13 protein-coding genes are annotated in these 20963 nt (G+C 42.8%); 4 read left to right on the top strand and 9 right to left on the bottom strand.

Features of this window, described 5'->3' with window-relative positions:
• Positions 1 to 166: 166 nt before the first annotated feature.
• Positions 167 to 4195, top strand: coding sequence for a response regulator (locus tag L0B18_RS13655; RefSeq protein WP_234572345.1), 4029 nt, complete (start codon positions 167 to 169; stop codon positions 4193 to 4195).
• A 198-nt stretch (positions 4196 to 4393) separates the two neighbouring features.
• Here the strand turns inward: L0B18_RS13655 and L0B18_RS13650 are convergent, their stop codons facing one another.
• Positions 4394 to 7033: a T9SS type A sorting domain-containing protein gene (locus tag L0B18_RS13650; RefSeq protein ID WP_234572344.1), complete on the bottom strand. Its 2640-nt coding sequence runs from the start codon at positions 7031 to 7033 to the stop codon at positions 4394 to 4396.
• The gene (locus tag L0B18_RS13645; RefSeq protein ID WP_234572343.1) at positions 7026 to 7223 is read right to left on the bottom strand and encodes a PID-CTERM protein-sorting domain-containing protein; all 198 of its coding nucleotides are present in this window, start codon (positions 7221 to 7223) and stop codon (positions 7026 to 7028) included. The genes L0B18_RS13650 and L0B18_RS13645 overlap by 8 nt, the downstream gene beginning before the upstream one ends.
• A 145-nt stretch (positions 7224 to 7368) precedes the next feature.
• On the opposite strand from L0B18_RS13645, the gene L0B18_RS13640 reads away from it, so the two are divergent.
• Positions 7369 to 11391: a hybrid sensor histidine kinase/response regulator transcription factor gene (locus L0B18_RS13640; protein WP_234572342.1), complete on the top strand. Its 4023-nt coding sequence runs from the start codon at positions 7369 to 7371 to the stop codon at positions 11389 to 11391.
• A 94-nt stretch (positions 11392 to 11485) separates the two neighbouring features.
• Here the strand turns inward: L0B18_RS13640 and L0B18_RS13635 are convergent, their stop codons facing one another.
• From L0B18_RS13635 to L0B18_RS13615, 5 genes are all read right to left on the bottom strand, one after another.
• The gene (locus L0B18_RS13635; RefSeq protein ID WP_234572341.1) at positions 11486 to 12319 is read right to left on the bottom strand and encodes a 1,4-dihydroxy-2-naphthoyl-CoA synthase; all 834 of its coding nucleotides are present in this window, start codon (positions 12317 to 12319) and stop codon (positions 11486 to 11488) included.
• Between the two features lie 78 nt (positions 12320 to 12397).
• The gene (gene menH, locus L0B18_RS13630; RefSeq protein WP_234572340.1) at positions 12398 to 13198 is read right to left on the bottom strand and encodes a 2-succinyl-6-hydroxy-2,4-cyclohexadiene-1-carboxylate synthase; all 801 of its coding nucleotides are present in this window, start codon (positions 13196 to 13198) and stop codon (positions 12398 to 12400) included.
• A 2-nt stretch (positions 13199 to 13200) separates the two neighbouring features.
• Complete coding sequence (gene menD / locus L0B18_RS13625; RefSeq protein WP_234572339.1) at positions 13201 to 14904, bottom strand: 2-succinyl-5-enolpyruvyl-6-hydroxy-3-cyclohexene-1-carboxylic-acid synthase; 1704 nt, start codon at positions 14902 to 14904, stop codon at positions 13201 to 13203.
• On the bottom strand, positions 14897 to 16351 hold the full coding sequence (locus tag L0B18_RS13620; protein ID WP_234572338.1) for an isochorismate synthase: 1455 nt from the start codon (positions 16349 to 16351) through the stop codon (positions 14897 to 14899). Before L0B18_RS13620 ends, menD begins: the two co-directional genes overlap by 8 nt.
• Before the next feature lie 128 nt (positions 16352 to 16479).
• Positions 16480 to 16755 (bottom strand): DUF4290 domain-containing protein, encoded by a 276-nt coding sequence (locus L0B18_RS13615; RefSeq protein WP_234572337.1) that lies wholly within the window; start codon positions 16753 to 16755, stop codon positions 16480 to 16482.
• Between the two features lie 166 nt (positions 16756 to 16921).
• Here L0B18_RS13615 and L0B18_RS13610 point away from each other — a divergent pair, with 166 nt between their 5' ends.
• A complete protein-coding gene (locus L0B18_RS13610; RefSeq protein WP_234572336.1) occupies positions 16922 to 17923 on the top strand; it encodes a PLP-dependent cysteine synthase family protein in 1002 nt (333 codons plus the stop codon).
• 21 nt (positions 17924 to 17944) lie between these two features.
• On the top strand, positions 17945 to 18271 hold the full coding sequence (locus L0B18_RS13605) for a DUF3467 domain-containing protein (RefSeq protein WP_234572335.1): 327 nt from the start codon (positions 17945 to 17947) through the stop codon (positions 18269 to 18271).
• A gap of 60 nt (positions 18272 to 18331) precedes the next feature.
• Here the strand turns inward: L0B18_RS13605 and L0B18_RS13600 are convergent, their stop codons facing one another.
• Both L0B18_RS13600 and L0B18_RS13595 read right to left on the bottom strand, forming a co-directional pair.
• Positions 18332 to 19411, bottom strand: coding sequence for an LptF/LptG family permease (locus L0B18_RS13600; protein ID WP_234572334.1), 1080 nt, complete (start codon positions 19409 to 19411; stop codon positions 18332 to 18334).
• Positions 19398 to 20819, bottom strand: coding sequence for an LptF/LptG family permease (locus L0B18_RS13595; RefSeq protein WP_255695644.1), 1422 nt, complete (start codon positions 20817 to 20819; stop codon positions 19398 to 19400). Before L0B18_RS13595 ends, L0B18_RS13600 begins: the two co-directional genes overlap by 14 nt.
• Positions 20820 to 20963 lie beyond the last annotated feature (144 nt).

Below are 20963 nucleotides of genomic sequence, written 5' to 3'. Positions count from 1 at the left end.
GGCTTAAAATGAATCATACCTATACGTTATTAATTGAATTGTTAAAGATTAGGATGTAAGAGACCGAAGATCTACAGGCACAAAGGATAGGAAAAGATGTCTTTGAAATTATTCGGGATATCTTTAATATCGTCCGCAATCAAGGGTTAAACCTCCTTTTACAACTATGATGGCTTTTGTAGTACTTTTTTTCTCTCTTTTTTTACAGGGATTTCCAGCACTCCAGAGCGAGGAATATTTGGTGAAGAATTTTACTGTAGAAGATGGGTTGTCAGTAAATTCTGTGAACCGAATTCTTCAGGATGATGATGGCTACCTGTGGTTTTCTACCCTCGACGGATTGATCCGGTATGATGGGTATGATTTCTACGTATTCAATTCAGGCAATACCAAAGGAATGGTTTCGAACCGTATTGCCGGTATGATCAAGACCCGTGAAAATGAAATCTGGATGATTCTTGCCGAAGGTATGATTATGCGAAAAGCCGGATCAACCTTTACAACATTTGCCGAAGCATTTGGGGACTTTAAAGGAAATGCACTTCGAATTATCGAAGCCAATAACGGAGAAATATGGATTGCCACCACACAGGGCATTGCGGTGTTCAACAGGGAAACACAGTCCTTTGAATCACCGGACGAACAACTTCTTCAGGAAAATACATGGACTCTTGGCTCCCCTGATAGCGGTGGGATTTTCGTCATTAACGAAAATGGCCTTGTTCTCTGGAAAAATAACCGGGCATCATTACTATTGGAAAATGAATTATCCCCCTTTCCGTTCAAAGACATACTTCAGGTAATAGAATTTTCTCCCGGTGAAATTTGGCTGTTAGGCGGCGATGGCATCTTTCGTTTTTCAATTTCCGGGTCCACTATCGATAATGTACACTATCAACAGGAAGAACAATTTGCTGCCTGGAATCTTCATTCTGATCCGGATGGTACATATATCCTGAATAGTTCAACTGGTTTCTATTCTTTAAATCCTCAAACCGAAGAGCTGATTAAACTTCAACCGGAGTTTAAGACGTCTATAGAGCGAATTAATCTTGTTTTCAGAGGCGCTGCCGGCGAGGAGATACGGTTGGGAGATAAACAGGTAATCATCGACGGGAAAAGGGTATTGCAAACGGATGGAATCCAGTCCGGCTTTATCGATAGTGAGGGGTCTCTTTGGATTTCAACAATCCGAAACGGAGTTTTTCAAATTCGAAGGAGTGATTTTTTGAACATTACTTCCAGTCAGATTCAAGGCTTCGAAAATATTTACCCGGTTATAGAGTCATCTGACGGATCTAAATGGGCGGGAAGTTTTTCAAACGGTATATACAGAATAAAGGAAGAAAGTACCGAAAACTGGAATATGGATAACAGCAACCTGACAGCCAATATATGTCGGTTTTTGTTTGAAGATGCTGATAGCAAACTCTACGCAGGTATGTGGAGAGACGGACTTTGGGAGTACAGTCATAATAACTGGGAAGAAGTTGAACCATTTTCTGATTTGGTGGGGGATGATATAACGGTAGAAGCGATGCATCGAGACCGGGCCGGCCGGTTGCTGATTGGAAACAGTGAACGTATGGTGGTTCGCGAAAACGAAGCCTACCGTTTTTTTGATGATACCGATACTCTTGCCTTTCATAGTGTTCGTGTAATCCGGGAAGACAAAGATGGTAGTTTATTTTTCGGGACAAATGGCAATGGATTTACAAGGCTGAAAGACGGTTCATTTCAACACTTTTTAAATACAAATAGTGGGCTAACCAGTAACTTTATTCGGGATATTTTTATCCAGTCGGGGGACACGCTTTGGGTGGGGACAGAAAACCTCGGATTGAATCGGGTCGTTTTTAAGAGAGATGATACAATTTCGGTAAAATCCGTCACTGAACAGGACGGGTTGATTAAAAACTCGATTCACAGGATTATTGAAACTCCCGACCACCACCTTTGGATTAGTACCAATGGGGGAATCATGCGTATATCTCTGGATGAGTTGAACCGCTATGCAGATGGAGAAATTAACAGCCTCTCTCTTTTAGGGTTCAATGAAAGAAATGGAATGATTAACAGGGAGGCAAATGGCGGGGTCCAGACAGCCGGACTTTTAACACAGGATCAAAAACTCTGGTTCCCCAATCAAAAAGGGATTACAATTATTGATCCGCTAAAAATTGCTCAGGAAAATTCCCTGCCAAATCCAAAACCCGTTATTGAACAGATTGCCTTAGCCGACACAACGCTTTTCATTGAGAATCAAACAAATGTTGAGGTAGATGCGGATGACAGAAACTTGAGAATTAAATTTTCGGCACCTAATTTTTCAACCCCCGATCGTATTCATTTCAGATATAAGCTTCAGGGAGTAAACACCGACTGGGAAAACGGAGATTTAAGCAGGGAAGCTGTTTTTACCAATATCCCGCCCGGCATACATACATTTCAGGTAATGGCCTATCGGCTGGAACGAAGCACAGATGCCGCCCAGGCTTCGATTCTGATCAATGTTCCCTATTACTTTTATGAAACTCCATGGTTTTATGCTTTGACAGGTTTGTTCGGGTTTCTTCTGATCTTCGGTGGCGTCAAATACAGAACCCGAATTTTAAGGCAGCGGGAGCAAAAGCTCCAGGCACGGGTAGACCAACAGACAATTGCTTTAAAAGAAGCTGCTGACCAAAAATCACGATTTTTTTCCGGCATTACACATGAGCTGAAAACGCCGCTTTCCCTTATTCTTGGGCCTCTTGATGATTTTGCTGAGAATCCAAAACCGGACAACTGGAGCACCGTCCAAAACAGAATAAGTATGATGCAGCGGAATGGAGTCCAACTGAAAAATCTTGTAGACCAGATTCTGGATGTAACCAAGCTCAATTCCGATGCTATTAAATTGACTCTTCGTCCGGTTCGTTTCACAGAGCTCACCCAAAAGATTATCGGGCAGTTTTATTCAAAACTGGAACAGGAAGGCATCAAACTGGTTTTTGAATCTGGTTCTGTTGATGAAACGATCTACGTAGACACAGATGCGTGGGAGCGTATTGTAATTAACCTGATGAGCAATGCGATCCGGTTTTCTCCCAAAGATTCAACCATTCAGGTAAAAATTTCCAGCGAGGCAAACCAGGTATTTTTCTCGTTAAAAGATGAAGGAATTGGAATTGATAAGAAGGATGCCGACAAGATTTTTGAATATCTCTATCAAGCAGAAGGGGCGAATGCTGCAGGAGGAACAGGAATCGGGTTATATCTTGTAAAGGGATTGGTGGAGCGAATGAAAGGAACCATCAAGGTGGATTCAAAAAAAGGAGAGGGTGCAGAGTTCTGTGTTTTATTAAGAAAAGGCTTCGGTCATTTTGAAAAATCAGATACAATCATTCACGAGCCGTTTGTACTTACAGAACCCGAAATAAAGACTCACAAAACAGAAAGGAATGAGACTTCCAGGCAGGTTAAAAATAATCGTGCTCAAAAAATTCTTGTGGTGGAAGACAATGCCGACTTTCGTGAATATCTTCAATCTACCTTGTCTCAACACTATGAAGTGAATGTTGCCGCCGATGGCTCCGAAGCTCTTACAAAGCTTAAAAAATTGGATCCCGACCTGGTTATTTCTGATGTGATGATGCCCGGAATGAACGGACTGGAATTTGTCTCAAATCTCAGAAAAGAAGATACCTACAAGCATCTTCCTGTAATTTTCTTATCAGCAAAAAGTACCGAGATTGATATGGAAAGAGGCCTCTCAACGGGAGCCGATATTTATCTCACAAAGCCTATTCAAAATAAACTTCTTCTTTCGCAGGTTGCGGCTGTATTGAGACGGGAGAAAATCCTTCAGTCCGGTAAATTGAGTGAGATAGAAAAGAGTGAAAGCGAATTGGAAAAAAATATCAGAGAAATTGTGTACCGGCAGTTGGGGAACCCTTCCCTGAATATAAATATGTTGAGTGAGACTTTATTTATGAGTCGCACGACTCTTTACAAGAAATGGGGCGAAATCAGCGATATCAGCCTGAATGATTTCATCAAAAAAGTGCGGCTTAAAGAAGCAAAAATTTTGCTGAATGAGAAGAATTTTAACGTGCAGGAAGCCGCCGCCGCTGTTGGTTATGCCGATGCAAACTACTTTTCTACCAGTTTTAAGAAAGAGTTTGGCGTCAGTCCTTCAGAGGTTATAAGCTAAGTAAATTGTCAGTCATCGGATGATAACCTAAAAACTTGGTGACTCACCCGATGGGATTGTAACCTCAGAAATGCTGACCCGGGGACAAAGAATTCGGCCAGTTATATTCTCAAAGATTTGCTTTAAAAATGGTTTTGGCAAAGTGGTTTGTGCTTATCAAAAAGTGTTTGGCGTAATCTCCGAACGTTGGTTCCTTCATTACTTGATCACTGTTAATTTTTTCGTGATGATTTGGCCACCCGCCTGCAACCGGTACAGGTAAATACCGCTGGATAAATTGCTTGCATCAAAATTGACGGTGTGCCGTCCGGCCGAAACCTGGCCGCTGACCAGCGTGGCTACATTTCGTCCCAGCATGTCATACACGTCCAACCGAACCTCACTATTTACAGGTAACTGGTAGCTAATCAATGTAGTTGGGTTGAATGGGTTTGGATAGTTTTGGGACAGCATAAACACATCGGGAAGAGTTCCAGTAGTGACATTTTCGGGTGTGAGGTTAAGCATAAATCGTGAATCACCTCCATTAATTTTAACTTTTTTGACCTGTTTAAGAAGCACACCCGGTTTCTGTACTGCTTTCTCATTTATCTGTTTGAATGAGCTTTTCATTTCAAAAGTATATTTGGAGTCTTGAAACAGGTTAAGCCGTGTTCCGGTATGTTGATCCGTGAGAAAAGCAGACCATCCTTCCGGCAGATTAAATTTGGTGACATTAAGAGTGAAATTTCCGTTTTTTGTTACTTCTAAATTTAAAGGGAGTTCTATGACAGAGGTGCTTTGAAAAGGAAGATGGTTGATGTCCATCAATATTCCATCAGAAGAAGTGGTAGACAAAAGAGCATATTCTGAAGTAAGTGGCTGCAGCTTGAGAGCATCTCCCGGGTCGTTTTCCATCCAACCGTCTTCACTAAAGTAAACCCATGCAGAACTGCTTAACCCTTCTCCTTCCAGTTGAAAACGAATCGCCAGTGGTTCACTCTCCGATTTTTGTTTTCCATAAAACTCTCCGCGATTTGTCGTGTAGTTTGATATTTCTAATGACGGATTGCTATTGGTGTTCTGCACAAGAAATCCCTGGAAAGGGCGGATAATACCTCCGGTCAGATCCCCTGAACCGTTTGCATAAGAAATCCATTGTCCGTCGGCACCAGCAGAAGGATCCCACACATACACAGCATTCGCCACCCCCGATCTGTTCATATCATCCCAATCGATACTTGAAACCCCCGGGTTGCCGAGAAGAGTAAACCCATTTGAGGTTGTATTCAGATTGCTGTCAAAGGAGAAGGGAAGGTCTTCCGGCGATCCACTGACCGAAAGTGTTTTGGGCCAGGAGCCGTCGGTTTCGTACTCATCATCTTCAAAGACATAAACCAACATTCCCTCACCGGGTTGTAGTGTTTCTTCTAAATTTGATGGCAGCTCCCATCCATTGATGTCATTTCCGCTATAATCATTATTCCATACCCACACATTCGGATCACCACCACTGTGATCGGCACCGGTTAACCCTTGTGTCCAGATAGGCTCTAAAAAGTCGTCAAGTCTGGTTTCAGCTGGAACTGAAAATGTTCGAAATCCTTCATCGCCGGTCAGATTTACGGAAAGTCCGTCAAATTCATAGGCACCGATATCAATGGCTGCACCTGTAAATCGCGAATTACCGGCCTGATCAATCGGGCCATTCCCATTTGTCAGGAACCCTCCGGAAGAGGTGGATGGATCACCGGCATCAATAAGCGGGCTGTCCGGTAAAAGAGCATGGGTAGGAGTGAGGCCGCCGTTATCGGCCAGATCTGCCAGGCCAGGATCGCCAGTTAAGTTGCCATTGCTACCGCCCTCAAAACATGTGCCATCCTCATTGAGTGAATAAGAAATGGTGAGGCCATCGTTGCGTTCAAGCACGCATTCATCACCCTCCTGGCTGTTGCCAATGACTGAATTATAAATCGTTATTGTGGTCCGGTCGGTATCGAGGCTTGCACCGCCAAGACTGTATCCACTTGAATTTCCTGTGAGCGTACTATTTTTTATCGTTACTGTACTGTACAGATATGAAGAAATACCGCCACCAGAGCCTTCAGCTAAATTCCGGCTGATAGTGCTGTTTTCAATCGTCAGAATTGCTTCATCCCTGTTGGTAATACCCCCGCCATTGCTGGAGCCGCTGTTATTGGCTTTATTATCTATAATCGCACTATTTCTAATCGTTAGATTTCCGTTATCATTATAGATACCGGCTCCATTTCCTCCTGTATTATTTGAAATTATACTATTTTCAATAAGTAAACTGCTCTCATTGGCAATACCACCTCCATAGGTTCCTGCGTTTGCTGTAATAACCGATTCAAGCAACGTGAGGTTACCTTTGTTATAAATAGCGGCTCCTCTACTCACATTTCCATTTGTAATGGTCAACCCGCTAATCGTGATGTTCCTTTGTATAATGTGGAATATTCGATAGGTCCCGCTGCCGCTGCGGCGAAGAGTAAGCACATCAGCACCCGGGCCTATGATCGACATTCCCGTAGTTATATCAGGAAGAGCACCTTCCAAATGAATCGTTCCGGTTACGCTTGAATGAAATACAATGTCCTGTCTGCCCGATACGGCCTCCGCCTCCTGCATAGCAGCCCTTAGTGTACAAACGCCACCCGAAGTTGCACACGTACCATTACCAGGATTAGCGTCAACGTCGTCACCTGTCGAGTTTACTGTATAGGTTTGAGCCATTACAATAGTGGGAAATGCCAGAATTAGCAGCATAACACCCAGATGTTTTAATAAAGACTTGCTGATAAACCTCATCCATGAGATCTGCATTAATTCATTCATTTCTCAAATTCCTCTTTTTAAGTTTTGTGACTGCATAGCCTCCTCCTGCCGCAGTTAATAAGAATAATCCTCCATCAATTGGAGTTTGCTCGGGTTTTGCAGGTGGAGGAGGGGGAGCCTGGCCCCAGGCAGTTATCGGCAGGCAGCCAAGAATAAAACCTGCCAATAGGATTTCTTTAATATGCTTCATGTAGTCGGGAATTATAGATTATCGTTCAAATCGTCTTTTGCGTTCAGCCAACGCCGAATAATAGAAAAGCCTAACTTTGAAATCGGTTCAGATATCTGTAATATCGTGTCATTATTGCTGATTGCTCTCTCAAACCAACCTTCCTATGACTCTTTTCCTAATAGCAATAGCATTTCTTTTTCAGGGTGCAGGTTTACTGGATGATGAGTACCTGATCCGGAATTACACGGTAGAGGACGGGCTTCCGGTCAACTCCATCAACCAGATCATTCAGGATAAGGATGGGTTTCTTTGGTTCTCCTCTCTGGACGGGCTGACACGGTATGACGGTTACGAATTCAAAGTCTATACATCCGCAAATACGGAGGGTTTACACTCCAACAGATTGGGAGGAATGTTTTTGTCTGATCAGAATGAACTTTTTCTGGCTCACGAAGATGCCTCATTGACTATAAAAACGGGCGCCTCCTTTAAAACATACGGTCAGATCCTGGGGGAATTTAACGGGCACCGCAACTGGATAACCACCGATTCCGGCGGACAGATTTGGATTATAACTGCAAAAGGGTTCGCAAAATTTAATCGTGAAACTCAAACATTTGAAGAGATAGAGTCTCCTCTTTTTGAACAACAGTCATGGGGAGTTCAGGCCCTATCGGACGGTTCCGTTTTAATTGTAAATAACGAAGGGCTGATCCAATGGAGGAACGGAAATACTAACCTTCTTTTAAAAAGTGAAGATTTCTCATTCGAAAGATCAATGACCATCCGTATCAAACAATTTGATCCCGGTTCGGTGTGGTTACTGGGCAATAAAAGCTTCTTTCAATTTTCTTTTGCCGAGAAAGCGATTCAACAGAAATATACCTGGAATGAAAAGTTGGTATTTGTCTGGGATTTGATTCCTGAAGAAAACGGGTCATTTATAGTCAGTACTGCCAAAGGTTTTTATCGGTTATTCCCCGATTCCCAAACGCTCCTTGAAATCCAGCCACAATTTGACAAGGTTGATGAAACCTACAGACGATTCCAGGTTTTTAAGGGGAAGAATAATGAAGAGATACGGCTCGGGGATAATGAAATTATCATTGATGGAAAAACCACCATAGATACTCCAAAAATCAGGTCTGCGATCGTCGATACAGAGGGAACTCTTTGGATTTCAACCGTTCGGGATGGACTTATCAATATTCGCAAAAGCCGTTTCTCAAATATTTCGCCGGACAATATTCCCGGCTTTAGTAATATCTATTCGTTGGTTCAATCATCCGATGATACGATCTGGGCCGGAAGTTTCGAAAATGGGGTTTATCGTATTGCCGGAAACAACATCACACAGTGGACAGGAGAGAACAGCGGTTTATTTAACGGTATAGTCAGGTTGATTTTCGAAGATACAGATGGAACAATCTATGCCGGTATCTGGGGACAAGGTCTTTGGAAATTTGTCGACAGTGACTGGGAAAAAGTTGAAGAGCTGATACCTCTTGCAGGAACCGATGTCACAATTGAAGCCATGTATCGTGACAGCCAAAACCGTCTTTTTATGGGTTCTCATGATACGTTGATCGTGAAAAATCAAAATACATACACCTATTTCAATACAGCTGAAGCAGAGAAATTTAAAGGAGTGAGGATTATTCGGGAAGACAAAAATGGAGCGTTATACTTTGGTACCAGGGAGCACGGCCTGACAATTGTCAGGGGCGAAACCATTCAAAATTTTTCGGATGAAAACGGAGCGTTGAATAGTGCATCGATCCGAGACATTTATATTCAATCCGTTGATACCATCTGGGTTGCAAACGAGAGTATTGGACTGAATCGGCTGATATTTGATGAAAATGAAACCCTGCTTTCGACCAAGAGCGTTACAGTTGATGATGGTTTGATCAATAACTCGCTTCACAGGATCATTGAATCTCCTGACCAGCATTTGTGGATCAGTTCCAACGGCGGAATCATGAGAATATCTAAACAGGAGCTAAACCGATATGCCGATAGAGAATTGGAAGAGTTATCCGTCATGGGATTTACGGAAAAAGACGGCATGAGCAACCGCGAAGCCAACGGCGGTGTTCAAAACGCCGGGCTTTTGTCATCCGATCAAAAATTATGGTTTCCAAATCAAAATGGAATCGCCGTGATTGATCCCTCACAATTTATGCTGCCGCCGTCCAAACCCTTGATAGAAGAAATTTCGTTCTCCAATGGAACTCTTTCAGCCTATGGCTATACGGAACTTGAAATCCCTTCGGGCGAGCGGAACATCCGGATTTCATTTTCTGCACCTAACTTTTCGGCGCCGGAGCAAATGCAGTTCTGGTATAAACTGGAAGGAGTAAACCAGGGTTTGGAAAGTGCCACAGAGGGACGGCTGGCCGTGTTAACGAATATTCCTCCGGGAAGGCATGAGTTTCAAGTTTCAGTACATCGCACCGGTAATCCAACAAATGTTGCCGAGGCTACCATCTTCATCAACGTTCCGTACTTTTTCTATGAAACGGTGTGGTTCAAGCTTTTTCTCGGACTCATTGGATTACTTGCCCTGTGGGGCGGAATCAAATACAGAACACGGGTACTTGAATTTAGAGAGCGCAGACTCCAGGAACGTGTCAATCAGCAAACCCTGGAACTGCAAAAAGCTGCCGAACAAAAATCGCGATTCTTTTCCGGCATCACTCATGAACTTAAAACACCGCTCTCGCTGATTGTCAGTCCCCTGGAAGACTTGATGGAGAACCCGAAAGATATCTCTGATGAGATCGTTCAACAACGCTTCGAATTAATGTATACCAACGGGCAGAGACTTCAGAATTTGGTTGACCAGATTTTAGATGTCACCAAACTGAATTCGGATGCCATGCGGCTAACCGTCCGTCCTGTAAACATTGTGGAACTTACCCGTCAAATTACAGGACAGTTCCAGTCCAAACTGCAAATAGAAGAAATTGAACTGATTTTCGAATCGGATGATATTGAAGACTTCATTTATGTTGATCCTGGAGCGTGGGAGCATATTGTCATAAATCTTATATCCAACGCTATTCGATTTTCTCCGAAGGGTACCTCAATCTACTTGGCACTCAGAGAATTCGACAATGAGATCTTGCTAAGTATTAAAGATGAAGGAATCGGGATTGATGAAAAAGAACAACAGTATGTATTTGAATACCTCTACCAGGTTGATGGAGATAAAGCTGCTGAAGGAACCGGGATTGGACTTTATCTTGTAAAAGGATTGGTGGATCGTATGAGCGGCAGGGTGGAACTGATTTCTAAAAAAGATGAAGGAACTGAATTTATTATTCACCTGAAAAAAGGATTTCACCACATCCATGAAACGGATACAGTGATTCATGAACCATTTATAAATACGCTGCCCAAAAATGGAAAAGCCTTTCGGGAAAATATCGAAATTACCCAGTCAAACTCAGTAAGTCCCGATGCCAGCCATATCCTGATTGTAGAAGACAACCGTGATTACAGGGACTATCTTCAATCGCTTGTTTCTGTTCACTATCAAGTTAAAACGGCAGCAGAAGGTCATGAAGCTCTTCAAATTTTAAGGGATAATAATATCAGCTTGGTGATTTCGGATATCATGATGCCTGGTATGAATGGGCTGGAATTTGTTACGTTGCTTCGTAATGAAGAGAGATACAAACACCTGCCGGTCATTTTTCTTTCTGCCAAAAACCAGGAGGTGGATATAGAATTGGGCCTCTCTACAGGAGCTGATATCTACCTGACCAAACCCATTAAAAGTTCGTTACTTCTATCCCAAATCGAAGCTGTACTTCGAAGGGAAGACGTACTGAAACATCAACAGCTTGAAAATGGAAGGGGCGAGGAAGATCCACTTGTCATAAATTTGAGAGAGATTATTTATCGGCAGTTATCCAATCCACATTTGAGTGTCAATTTGCTGGCAGACTCTCTATTTATAAGCCGATCAACCTTGTATCGCGAATGGAAGAAAGTGAGTGAAATCAGTCTTAATGATTTTATCAGGAAAGTACGGTTAGATGAAGCAAAAACACTTTTAGAGGTAAAAGGTTTCAGTGTTCACGAAGCAGCATTAGCTGTTGGCTATCCGGATCCAGGATATTTTTCCACCAGTTTCAAGAAAGAGTTTGGAATGAACCCTTCAGATGTACTGAAGTAAATGCTGTAATAAATCATCAAATGAGTCTAAACATAACTCAAGTCATTCAATAGACCTCCATCTGTAAACTGCTTCTCGAACCCAGTATCTTGATTTATTCAACCCACGGAAACTTGCCCCAATTCGGCTTTCGTTTTTCGAGAAATGCATCGCGTCCTTCTTTGGCTTCTTCGGTCATGTAAGCGAGTCGGGTTGCTTCACCTGAGAATACCTGCTGTCCCACAATTCCGTCATCCACTAAATTGAAGGCAAATTTAATCATTCGAATGGCGGTTGGACTTTTTCCGAGAATTTCCTGAGCCCATTCAAATGCGGTTTCTTCCAATTCATCGTGAGGAACCACGTCATTAACCATTCCCATCTCAAATGCTTCTTGTGCAGAATAATTTCGGCCGAGGAAAAAGATTTCACGGGCGCGTTTTTGTCCTACTTGCCGGGCGAGAAGTGCTGATCCAAACCCACCGTCGAAGCTGGCCACATCGGCATCCGTTTGTTTAAAGATGGCGTGTTCTTTACTGGCTAAGGTGAGATCGCAGGTAACGTGCAGACTGTGTCCGCCACCGACAGCCCAGCCCGGAACCACACAGATGACCACTTTACTCATAAACCGAATGATGCGTTGGATATCCAAAACGTTGAGCCGTTGAACGCCATCGCCGCCTTCATAGCCACGTGCGCCGCGTACTTTTTGATCGCCACCGGAACAGAAAGAGAAAACACCATCCTTGGCAGGTCCTTCGCCTGAAAGTAATATCACACCGATCGAGGTATCTTCACGGGCATCGATGAAGGCTTCTTCAAGTTCAAATAAAGTTTTTGGCCGAAAAGCATTCCGCACTTCGGGACGATTAAAAGCAATCCGCGCAACGCCTTCTCTTTTTTTATAGGTGATATCTTCAAAATCTTTTACTGTTTTCCAGTCTGCCATGGTTTCTCTGTTTATGGATTCAATGGGGTGATTTTAGCTCAAAGGTAAAAAGAATAGAAAAGGAAATCTGATTCAGATTCAAGTGATTGTATTTTTTAAAATTTGAATGAGTTTTTTGGGTTGATCTGTATGAACTCTGTGTCCGGCTTTTTCGGCAATATGGAGATCAGCGGATTTAAATTGGCTGGACAGTTTTGTCATTATAGTCACATATTTGTGATCCAGTTCTCCGGCGATTAAAGTTAATGGAAGGTTGAGATTTGAAATCTGATCGCATATCTCTGGCATCATTCCAGCGCCAAATCCACGAAGAGATGCAGCCAGTTGTTCCGGATTTTGTTGCTTCATAATATTCTCGTAAACAGCTTTTAGATTTTCAGGTGTGTGCTGAAAAAGAGGCAAGTTGATCCAATCTTCAATAAAATTTTCAAAGCCGGATTCAATCTGTTGAGCGCGTTTTTCATCCAAAATCTGACGCGATAACCGTTCCTCATCTGATTGGATTCCACAATGAGAGCTTTCGATAAAAGCCCCGGAAAAGAGTTTGGAATGTGATGCTAAAATCTGGAAAGCCAGTCGCCCGCCCATGCTGTATCCATATAGGTAAAGATTCTCAAAATTCAATCTTCTGATAATTGACGTGACCTGATGAACTTGCCGATCAGCAGTATAAAAATCAGGATCGGTCGGCGATTGTGTTTGCCCATGACCGGCCAAATCTATCGTAATTGGATTGCAGAACGATTTCAGTTCATCCATCAAAGAGTCAAAAACGTGGCTATTTCCCATAAAACCATGAAGCATCAAAAGGTATGGGAGAGAGCTTTTGGACTGATGTAAAGTTACATGGTAGTAGAATGAATCTGTGTAAAACTGCATATTTACGAAGTCAGGAGGCCAATTCGAAGATTCATGCTGGCCTGCCTGTCGGTGACACATTCAATGATGGTAGCCTCTTCAAATTCATCCAGTTTTACTTTATTCAGCGAAGAAAGAGAATCAATTTTTTGATAGTGGATCCCGGAAGCTTTTGCGAGATGGGAAATATCCGTCTTCTGAGGTGTTTCAAAATAGGATTGAAAAATTTCCCCCGGCGCGGCTTTTTTTTCGTTCCTGTAAACAGGCAGCATCTTGAAAATGTTACCGCCCTGATTGTTAACTACAATGACCACAAAAGGGCGATCTTCTACTTGTTGAAGCGTGTACAGCGCATTGCTGTCATGTAAGAATGCCAGATCCCCAATCAGGCAGCATGTTGGAATGTTTGAGGAGAAATGGATGCCAATTGCAGTTGATAAAATACCGTCAATTCCCGCCGCTCCACGATTAACAAATTGATTCGGATGAACGTGACCAAAGGTCAACATATCTCTGGCTGGGAGCGAGTTGGATAACATGACATTCCAATCATTTAAAAGCTGTTCTGAAAAGTAACTGAAAATATGTCCGTCGGTTAGAGAATCCGTTTTTCTTACCCGACGTTGTAAAATAGAACCAGCTTTTTGTTGATATCGGCGCCATTTTTCAAGCCAGTCGATTTCGGTTTTTGGCTGAATGCGATCCAGGTTAATGGAGTCAATTTTTTGACAATAGATGGTATGAGAAACAGATATTGCATGATCCTGAGGACTCTTTCTTGCCGAGAGATGAATTACAGGAATATCATTCCATTCTTCCAACATCCAAAGCAAAGAACTTGAAAATGGCTGGTCACCAAAACGAAGAATTAAATCCGGTTGAAGGCTCTTACGAATCTCCCGATCGCGTGTAAACAGGTCGAAATGATTGATCCGGTTTTTTTGCTCATTGCTGACCTGACTTCCGGGCTCAGCAAGAACCGGTGCGTTCAAATGATTGGAGATGGAATCAATTTGTTGAGTCAAAGCATGAGCCGGATTGGCCGGCCCAGCTATAATCAACGGTTTTCCTGATGCCTCAATAAAGTCCAGTATTTTTTGATTCGGTGTAATCTCACACGCATTTGAAAACCGTTCAGGCTCTGTATCAAAAGAAAATTTTGAAAGCCTTTCCTTTTCCTGATTGAAGAAATCAACATCCGGTTCAAGTGGCTTTCGAAATGCCAGATTGATATGTGCCGCACCGCCTCTGTCGATAGAAAAATCAATAGCCTGTTTTCCCGCATAAGCGATTCTCTTCAGATCAGATTTTTCACCCGAAGGTTCTCCGGCTTCATGGAAGAAAACCGTTTGATTCCCAAAGATCTTCAACTGGTCAATGGTTTGAGAACTTCCAAGATTTCGGAGATTGGGCGGGCGGTCTGCCGATAAGACAATCAATGGCACACCGGATTCCTTCGCTTCAATAACAGCCGGATAATAGTTGGTAACTGCCGTGCCGGAAGTGCAAATCAAAACGGCTGGAAATCCTGTAGACTTACCTATTCCGAGTGCAATAAATGCCGCTGACCGTTCATCAAGTACAACTTTTTTCTGAATGCCGGGGTGAATGGATGCGGCAAGAGTGAGAGGCGTGGAACGGGAACCGGGAGAAATAACGGCGTGCCGAACACCTGAATCATACAAAGAGGAGAGAAGCGTCAGGCTCCAGGTCAGTGATTCATTCATAATTCTTGTCAAGCTGATTCAGGGCATCCATCAACGGTACAAATTTCAACAATGTCTCTTTCCATTCTTTTTCCGGGTCTGAGTCTGAGACAATTCCGCAACCGGCAAAAAGTTCTGCTTTATTGTTGTTTAGAAGAGCGCTGCGAATGGCTACTGCAAATTCTCCGGATCCTTTCAAATTAAACCAACCCACAGGAGCCGAGTACCAGCCCCGATCAATCTGTTCAATCTGCTGGATGTAGGGGACGGAATCTACTCTGGGATAACCGCCAACAGCCGGTGTCGGATGAAGCTGCTGTACAAGTTCGTGGATTTCAACGCCTTCTTTTATGGACGCCCGAATGGGTGTAAACAGATGCTGTACATTCTGTAATTTCTTAATCTGAGGCTGTTTCGGATGGTCCACTTTATCGCTGAATGGTTTCAGATTGTCATCAATTGCCTGTACCACAAAGCGATGTTCTTCACGGTCTTTCGAACTATTTAAAAGTGTATGGGCAAGTGATGCATCTTCCATGGCACTTTTTCCCCGGGAGATACTTCCGGCCAATCCTTCCGTTAAGAATACGCCATTATTGAACGACGCCAATCGTTCGGGGGAAGCGCCGATAAATGAAGTCTCAGGATCCCGCTGAATAAGAAAGTTATAACAGGCCGGATATTTCTGGCGTAATTTATGCGCCAGCACAGTTGGCACCAGCGTCCGTTTTGACTGAAATGATACCGATCGGGCCAGTACTATCTTTTCAAACTTTTTCTGTTGAATCAGATGTTTGGCTTTCTCCACTTTTGAGAACCAGCGTTTCCTGTCTTCCGGTTCTTGCAGAGTACAAAGAATATTCGATTGCGTTTTTTCTTCCTGTTCAGAATGTTGTAATCGTCCCGCAAGGTTTATGAAATCCGTAATTTTGGAAATAATTTCCTGGTAGATATCATCGGCCGGTCGGTTATCCTTTTCAATAGCAAGAGTGAGAAGGTGAAGATTACCGATTTCAACCAACATCCATTCGGGAAGTACAAATCGCGCGGCACCAAATTTTTTCCAAACTTGCCCGATGTTATGATCATTAAATGAATAACCTCCCAGAAATAAAGGGCCGGCCATGGAGTGCTGAATGGCCGTATATGCCTGAATTTCATCCTTAATCTGAACGGTCTGTTCAGTAATCTCATCAAACCGGTTTTTCCCGGTCGCTTTTAATTCCCGCACTTTTCCCGCCGCTGAAATGGAAATAGAATTTACGGGGTGAGCCCAGTAAAACTTCTCATCGTAATCGGGATTCAGTTCAAGCGCTGCGAGCGGATCAATCCCGGCAATTGGCAGTGTAATGGATAGAAGGGGAGCTTCCTTTTGGTTTACAGATCGTAGAAAATCCGTAAATGCAGGCGACTCAAGCGACTCTATAAAAGTGGTTGGAATAATGCTTTCCGAGTTATCAAAATCCATAAACAGTCAAAGCGTCTATTCAGTGTTTTCAATATAAATTGAAAACTGATCATTCCAAAAATTTGATATCCTCAATATTCAACCTTTATTGAGGCAAATATCAAAAAAGTTAATCAGTAGAGCGAGAACTATTCGGCATCATCAACGGTTCCGTTTTCAAACGGATTTTCGATGTCGTAATCTCTGGGGTTGTAATCGGCGAGCTCAAAAAAGTAATCCCAAGCCAATTTACTTTGTCCGTTTTCTTCAACCCAGTTGGGGTGGCTTTGTTTGATAAGGCCAACAACACGCTTCGCATATTTAATGCGTTCGTCGATGTCGTCAATCCTGGGAATAGCGGCAATCATCAGGTCGAGATTGTATCCGCAGTCATAGTCTTTTGGTTTTTCTTGTTCTAAAAACATGAAGATTTAATTCGTGAGAGCAATAAAGCTAAAATGTAAGCAGAATGAATCGGAATTGTGTAATAAAAATTTCGATTCAACCATATAGTTTCAAAGAGATAATCGGCCCGGATGAAAACTGAAATAGGGTGGTAAAAATTGCTATATTTCCATTCAAATAATACAGATGAAACAGAAGTACTTTATGATACAGAATTCCATACTTGAGTCTATTGGCAATACCCCCCTTGTGCGGTTAAGAAAAGTGACGGAAAACGTGAAAGCTACTGTCGCCGCAAAGGTTGAATACCTGAATCCCGGACAAAGCGTAAAAGACAGAATTGCCATCAAAATGATTGATGACGCTGAAGAAAAAGGATTGATTAAGCCGGGCGGAACCATAATAGAAGGAACCTCGGGAAATACCGGGATGGGACTGGCACTTGTGGCCGCCGTTCGCGGATACAAATGTATTTTTACCACAACTGATAAACAGAGTAAAGAAAAAATTGATTTGCTTCGGGCATTGGGTGCAAAAGTGGAGGTTTGTCCTACAGATGTAGATCCGGAAGATCCCCAAAGTTATTATTCGGTTGCCAAGCGCCTTAGTGAAGAAATTCCGAATTCGTACTATCCCAATCAGTATGAAAACTTAAGCAACACGCAGGCACACTATGAAACCACGGGGCCTGAAATTTGGGAACAGACCGAAGGCAAGATTACACACTATGCGTGCGGAATGGGAACCGGAGGAACCATCACGGGAGTAGCCAAATTTCTAAAAGAGAAAAACCCCGATATCAAAGTGATTGGACTGGACAGTTTCGGATCGGTATACAAGCACTATTTTGAAACCGGTGAGTTCAACAAAGATGTTATCCATCCCTACAAAACGGAAGGGATTGGGGAAGATATCATCCCGGGAAATATTGATTTCGACTATATTGATGATGTTGTGCAGGTGAGTGATAAACAGGCGTTTCTGATGACCCGAAACCTCGCTACACAAGAAGGTTTATTTGTAGGAGGATCTTGCGGAGCTGCCGTTTTCGGGGCATTGGAATATGCAAAAAAAGAGAATCTGAAAAGCACCGATCTAATGGTTATCATTCTCCCGGACAGCGGAACGCGCTATATCTCTAAAATCTACAATGATGATTGGATGCGCGAGAATAATTATATCGAGTAATTACAGAAAAATTTTATAGAAATGGACTCAATGAATCCAAAGAAACCCAAAAAGGGACAAAACATAGAAATTGAACTGAAAGATGAAGAGGCTACAGGAACGTATTCCAATTTGGTGATGATCACACATTCGCCATCGGAGTTTGTTTTTGATTTTATTTCTATGATGCCGGCTGTGAAAAAGGCGAAAGTTGTAAAACGCCTGGTATTAACACCCGATCATGCCAAACGGCTTGCAAACGCCCTGAATGAAAATATTCGAAAATACGAGACTGAACACGGGCCCATCGCTACAAAGGAGAAGTTTGACATGCCGTTTAACTATCGGGGGCCAAAACCGGAGGCTTGAGTTGATATGCATAACATGTGTTTTTTTAAAACGCATGTTGCCATCAAACGCAAAGCTTATCTATTTCCTGGTTAATAGCATAAGTAATATTCCCACGATCAAAAAGAATGCGTGAGGAAAGACGGCCGCAAATATTGGGGTAACTGTGCCGGTTGCTCCGAATGGTTCGATTACTTTCATCAAAACAAGATAGATGAAACTGATGGCGAGGCCGGCTGCTATGTAAAATCCTTTACCGCCTTTGCGTTTGTCAGCGGCGAGCGCAAACCCGATAATACAAACCACAATGATGGAAAAAGGGTAGGCCATTCGTCCGTAAAGTTGAACTTTTGGTAAGTCAATTCCGCCGGCCCCGATTCTTTCGATGGAACGAATATATGCAAAGGCTTTTGGATAGGTCAGTTGATAAATGTCGGATGTTCTGCGGGCCAGATCACGTGGCAAAATGTTGATGTCAAACACTTCACGATCAGTATTAAAAACCTCCACTTTTTTGTCTTCCATCACTCTTGTTACAGCCCGGTCGGTAATCCAGTTGGAGGTGGAATCTACCCAAATTAATCGCTGAGCCTGGGTAATTCTTGAGATCTCATTTCCACGAAATTCAGTAAGGAAGACCCGGTAGCCAGTGTTTGTATTGGGATCATAAAAATTGATATTGAGAATGGTGCTGTCTGAATCCTGGCGGAAAATACCACCGCGATCTATCCGTTCGCTGCCCTTAGACAGGAATTCCTGCTCGAATTCGATTCGCTCGGAATTGGCCTCGGGAATAACATAAGCATCCAGATAACTGACAATAGCCGCAAGAAAAATTCCGATGAGAATATAGGGAACCACAAGCCTGTAAAGACTAATGCCCGATGCTTTAATCGCGATGATTTCCAATCTTTCCGTCATTTGTCCGGTAAGGAAAAGGCAAGCTGTAAAAACAGCTACAGGTATGACAAGCCGCGTCATTTCCGGAATATAATTCAGGTAATATTGATTCCAGATTTGAGCGAACGTAGCGCCTTTATCGGCAAAATCATCACTATTTTCCGAAAAATCTATCAGGATAAAGATAAAAATCAGCACAGCCAACATGAAAACCGTGATGAGCAGAATCCGGAAGAAAATATAACGATCAAGTTTTTTCATTTCTCCTGAATAAGTTGGTGATTCGTATGGATGAACTGACGTGAAGTGTCAGCAAGATACCCATAATCAGGTAGAAAATATTGATTCCCCACATTCCCATAAAAGGGCTGATCATCATTCGGTCGGCCAGCTTTTCTCCCTGGATCACAGCCAGGAAATAAATTGTCAATAAAACTGAACTGATGATGGCTGCAAAACCCAGGTTTCCGCGGCGGGTTAACATTCCGATAGGAGCACCCACAAGTACAAAAATCACACAGGCAAAAGGAATCGAAAGTTTCTTGTGAACTTCACTCATGAACTCCGAGATCCTGGAATTGCGCCAGTCAAGATTTGTTTTGAGGCTTTCAAGTTCCGGTCGGTATCGATCCATAACACTAATGGCCCGGTTTAGTGAAGACATCTGTGCCGTAGGATTGGGCAGCTCATTCAGAACCACAAATTCCGATGTGTATAGTTTTACCGTATCCTGAGCAGTTTCTTCGCTTAATTCAAATACACGGGCCGGCTCGTAATGAAATGGCAAACTTACATTCTGAGACAAATTATCCTTGAATTTTTCAATCTCACTTTCCTTCTCAATATTTAATGAATCTACAACAGCAAGCATGGCTTGCGCACTCATGGTTCGGTCCGTTCGGCTTCTTTGTTCAGGATTGGAACGCGAGAAGGAGAGATCGGATAAATCAAACGTCATCCTGTGTTTCTTAAATGTACTTCGTTCAATGGTTCCGCTGGTGTTGTCTTTACCGGGAATAAAACGCAACCACGATCCATTTAAAAGAAAGAGCGACAGGGTCACATCGTTTGGACTCTCCAGCCATCCACTTTCTGCATTGATAATCGCGCGGTTCCTGTTATCCGTTTCATCCTGGAAAACACGAACATCATATAACGAATCTGTTTCTGAATCGATCTCCTTGATCAGAAAAGTGTAGCCATCAATATCATTATAAAATGTAGAAGGTTTCAGGTCGAAGGCGGGTTTTTGAGTTCGGATATCAATGAAGAGGGAACGGGCTTTATGATTTGATTCCGGCAAAACATAGTTTGAAAAATACCCCATAAAAAGAAACAGAATAAAACCCACTGCAAGAACCGGCGTGATGAGCTTAATAGGGTTAATGCCCGCCGCACGTACCGCCGTCAGTTCATTCCATTCTGAGAAGCGACCAAATGCAATCAGCGTTGAAACCAAAACAGCCATCGGAGCAGCCAAGACAACCATGTAAGCCAGGTTGTTTAAAATCAATTCGATAATAATAGACATGGGCAGACCTTTTCCCACAAGTTTGTCTACGTGTAGAATCAGGAACTGCATCAACAAGACAAACATGAGCGTTGTGAAACAGAACAGAAACGGTCCGATGTGTTTCTTCAGTAAATCTATTTGAACATGATTTAACATACTTGCTGAATATAAGACCTTGTGGAATGAGCTAATAGAAAATTAATAGATCTGTTGATCTCCGAAATTTGAGACTCCTGCCCATTGAAATATGTATCTTCTCGAATGCAACGAAAACTTAATGTATGGTTTCTGGCTCTCTTC

The organism is Rhodohalobacter sp. 614A, from assembly GCF_021462415.1.
GTDB lineage: Bacteria > Bacteroidota > Rhodothermia > Balneolales > Balneolaceae > Rhodohalobacter.
Note: the sequence above shows the minus strand (reverse complement) of the source record. Positions and strands in the feature narration are given on the sequence as shown.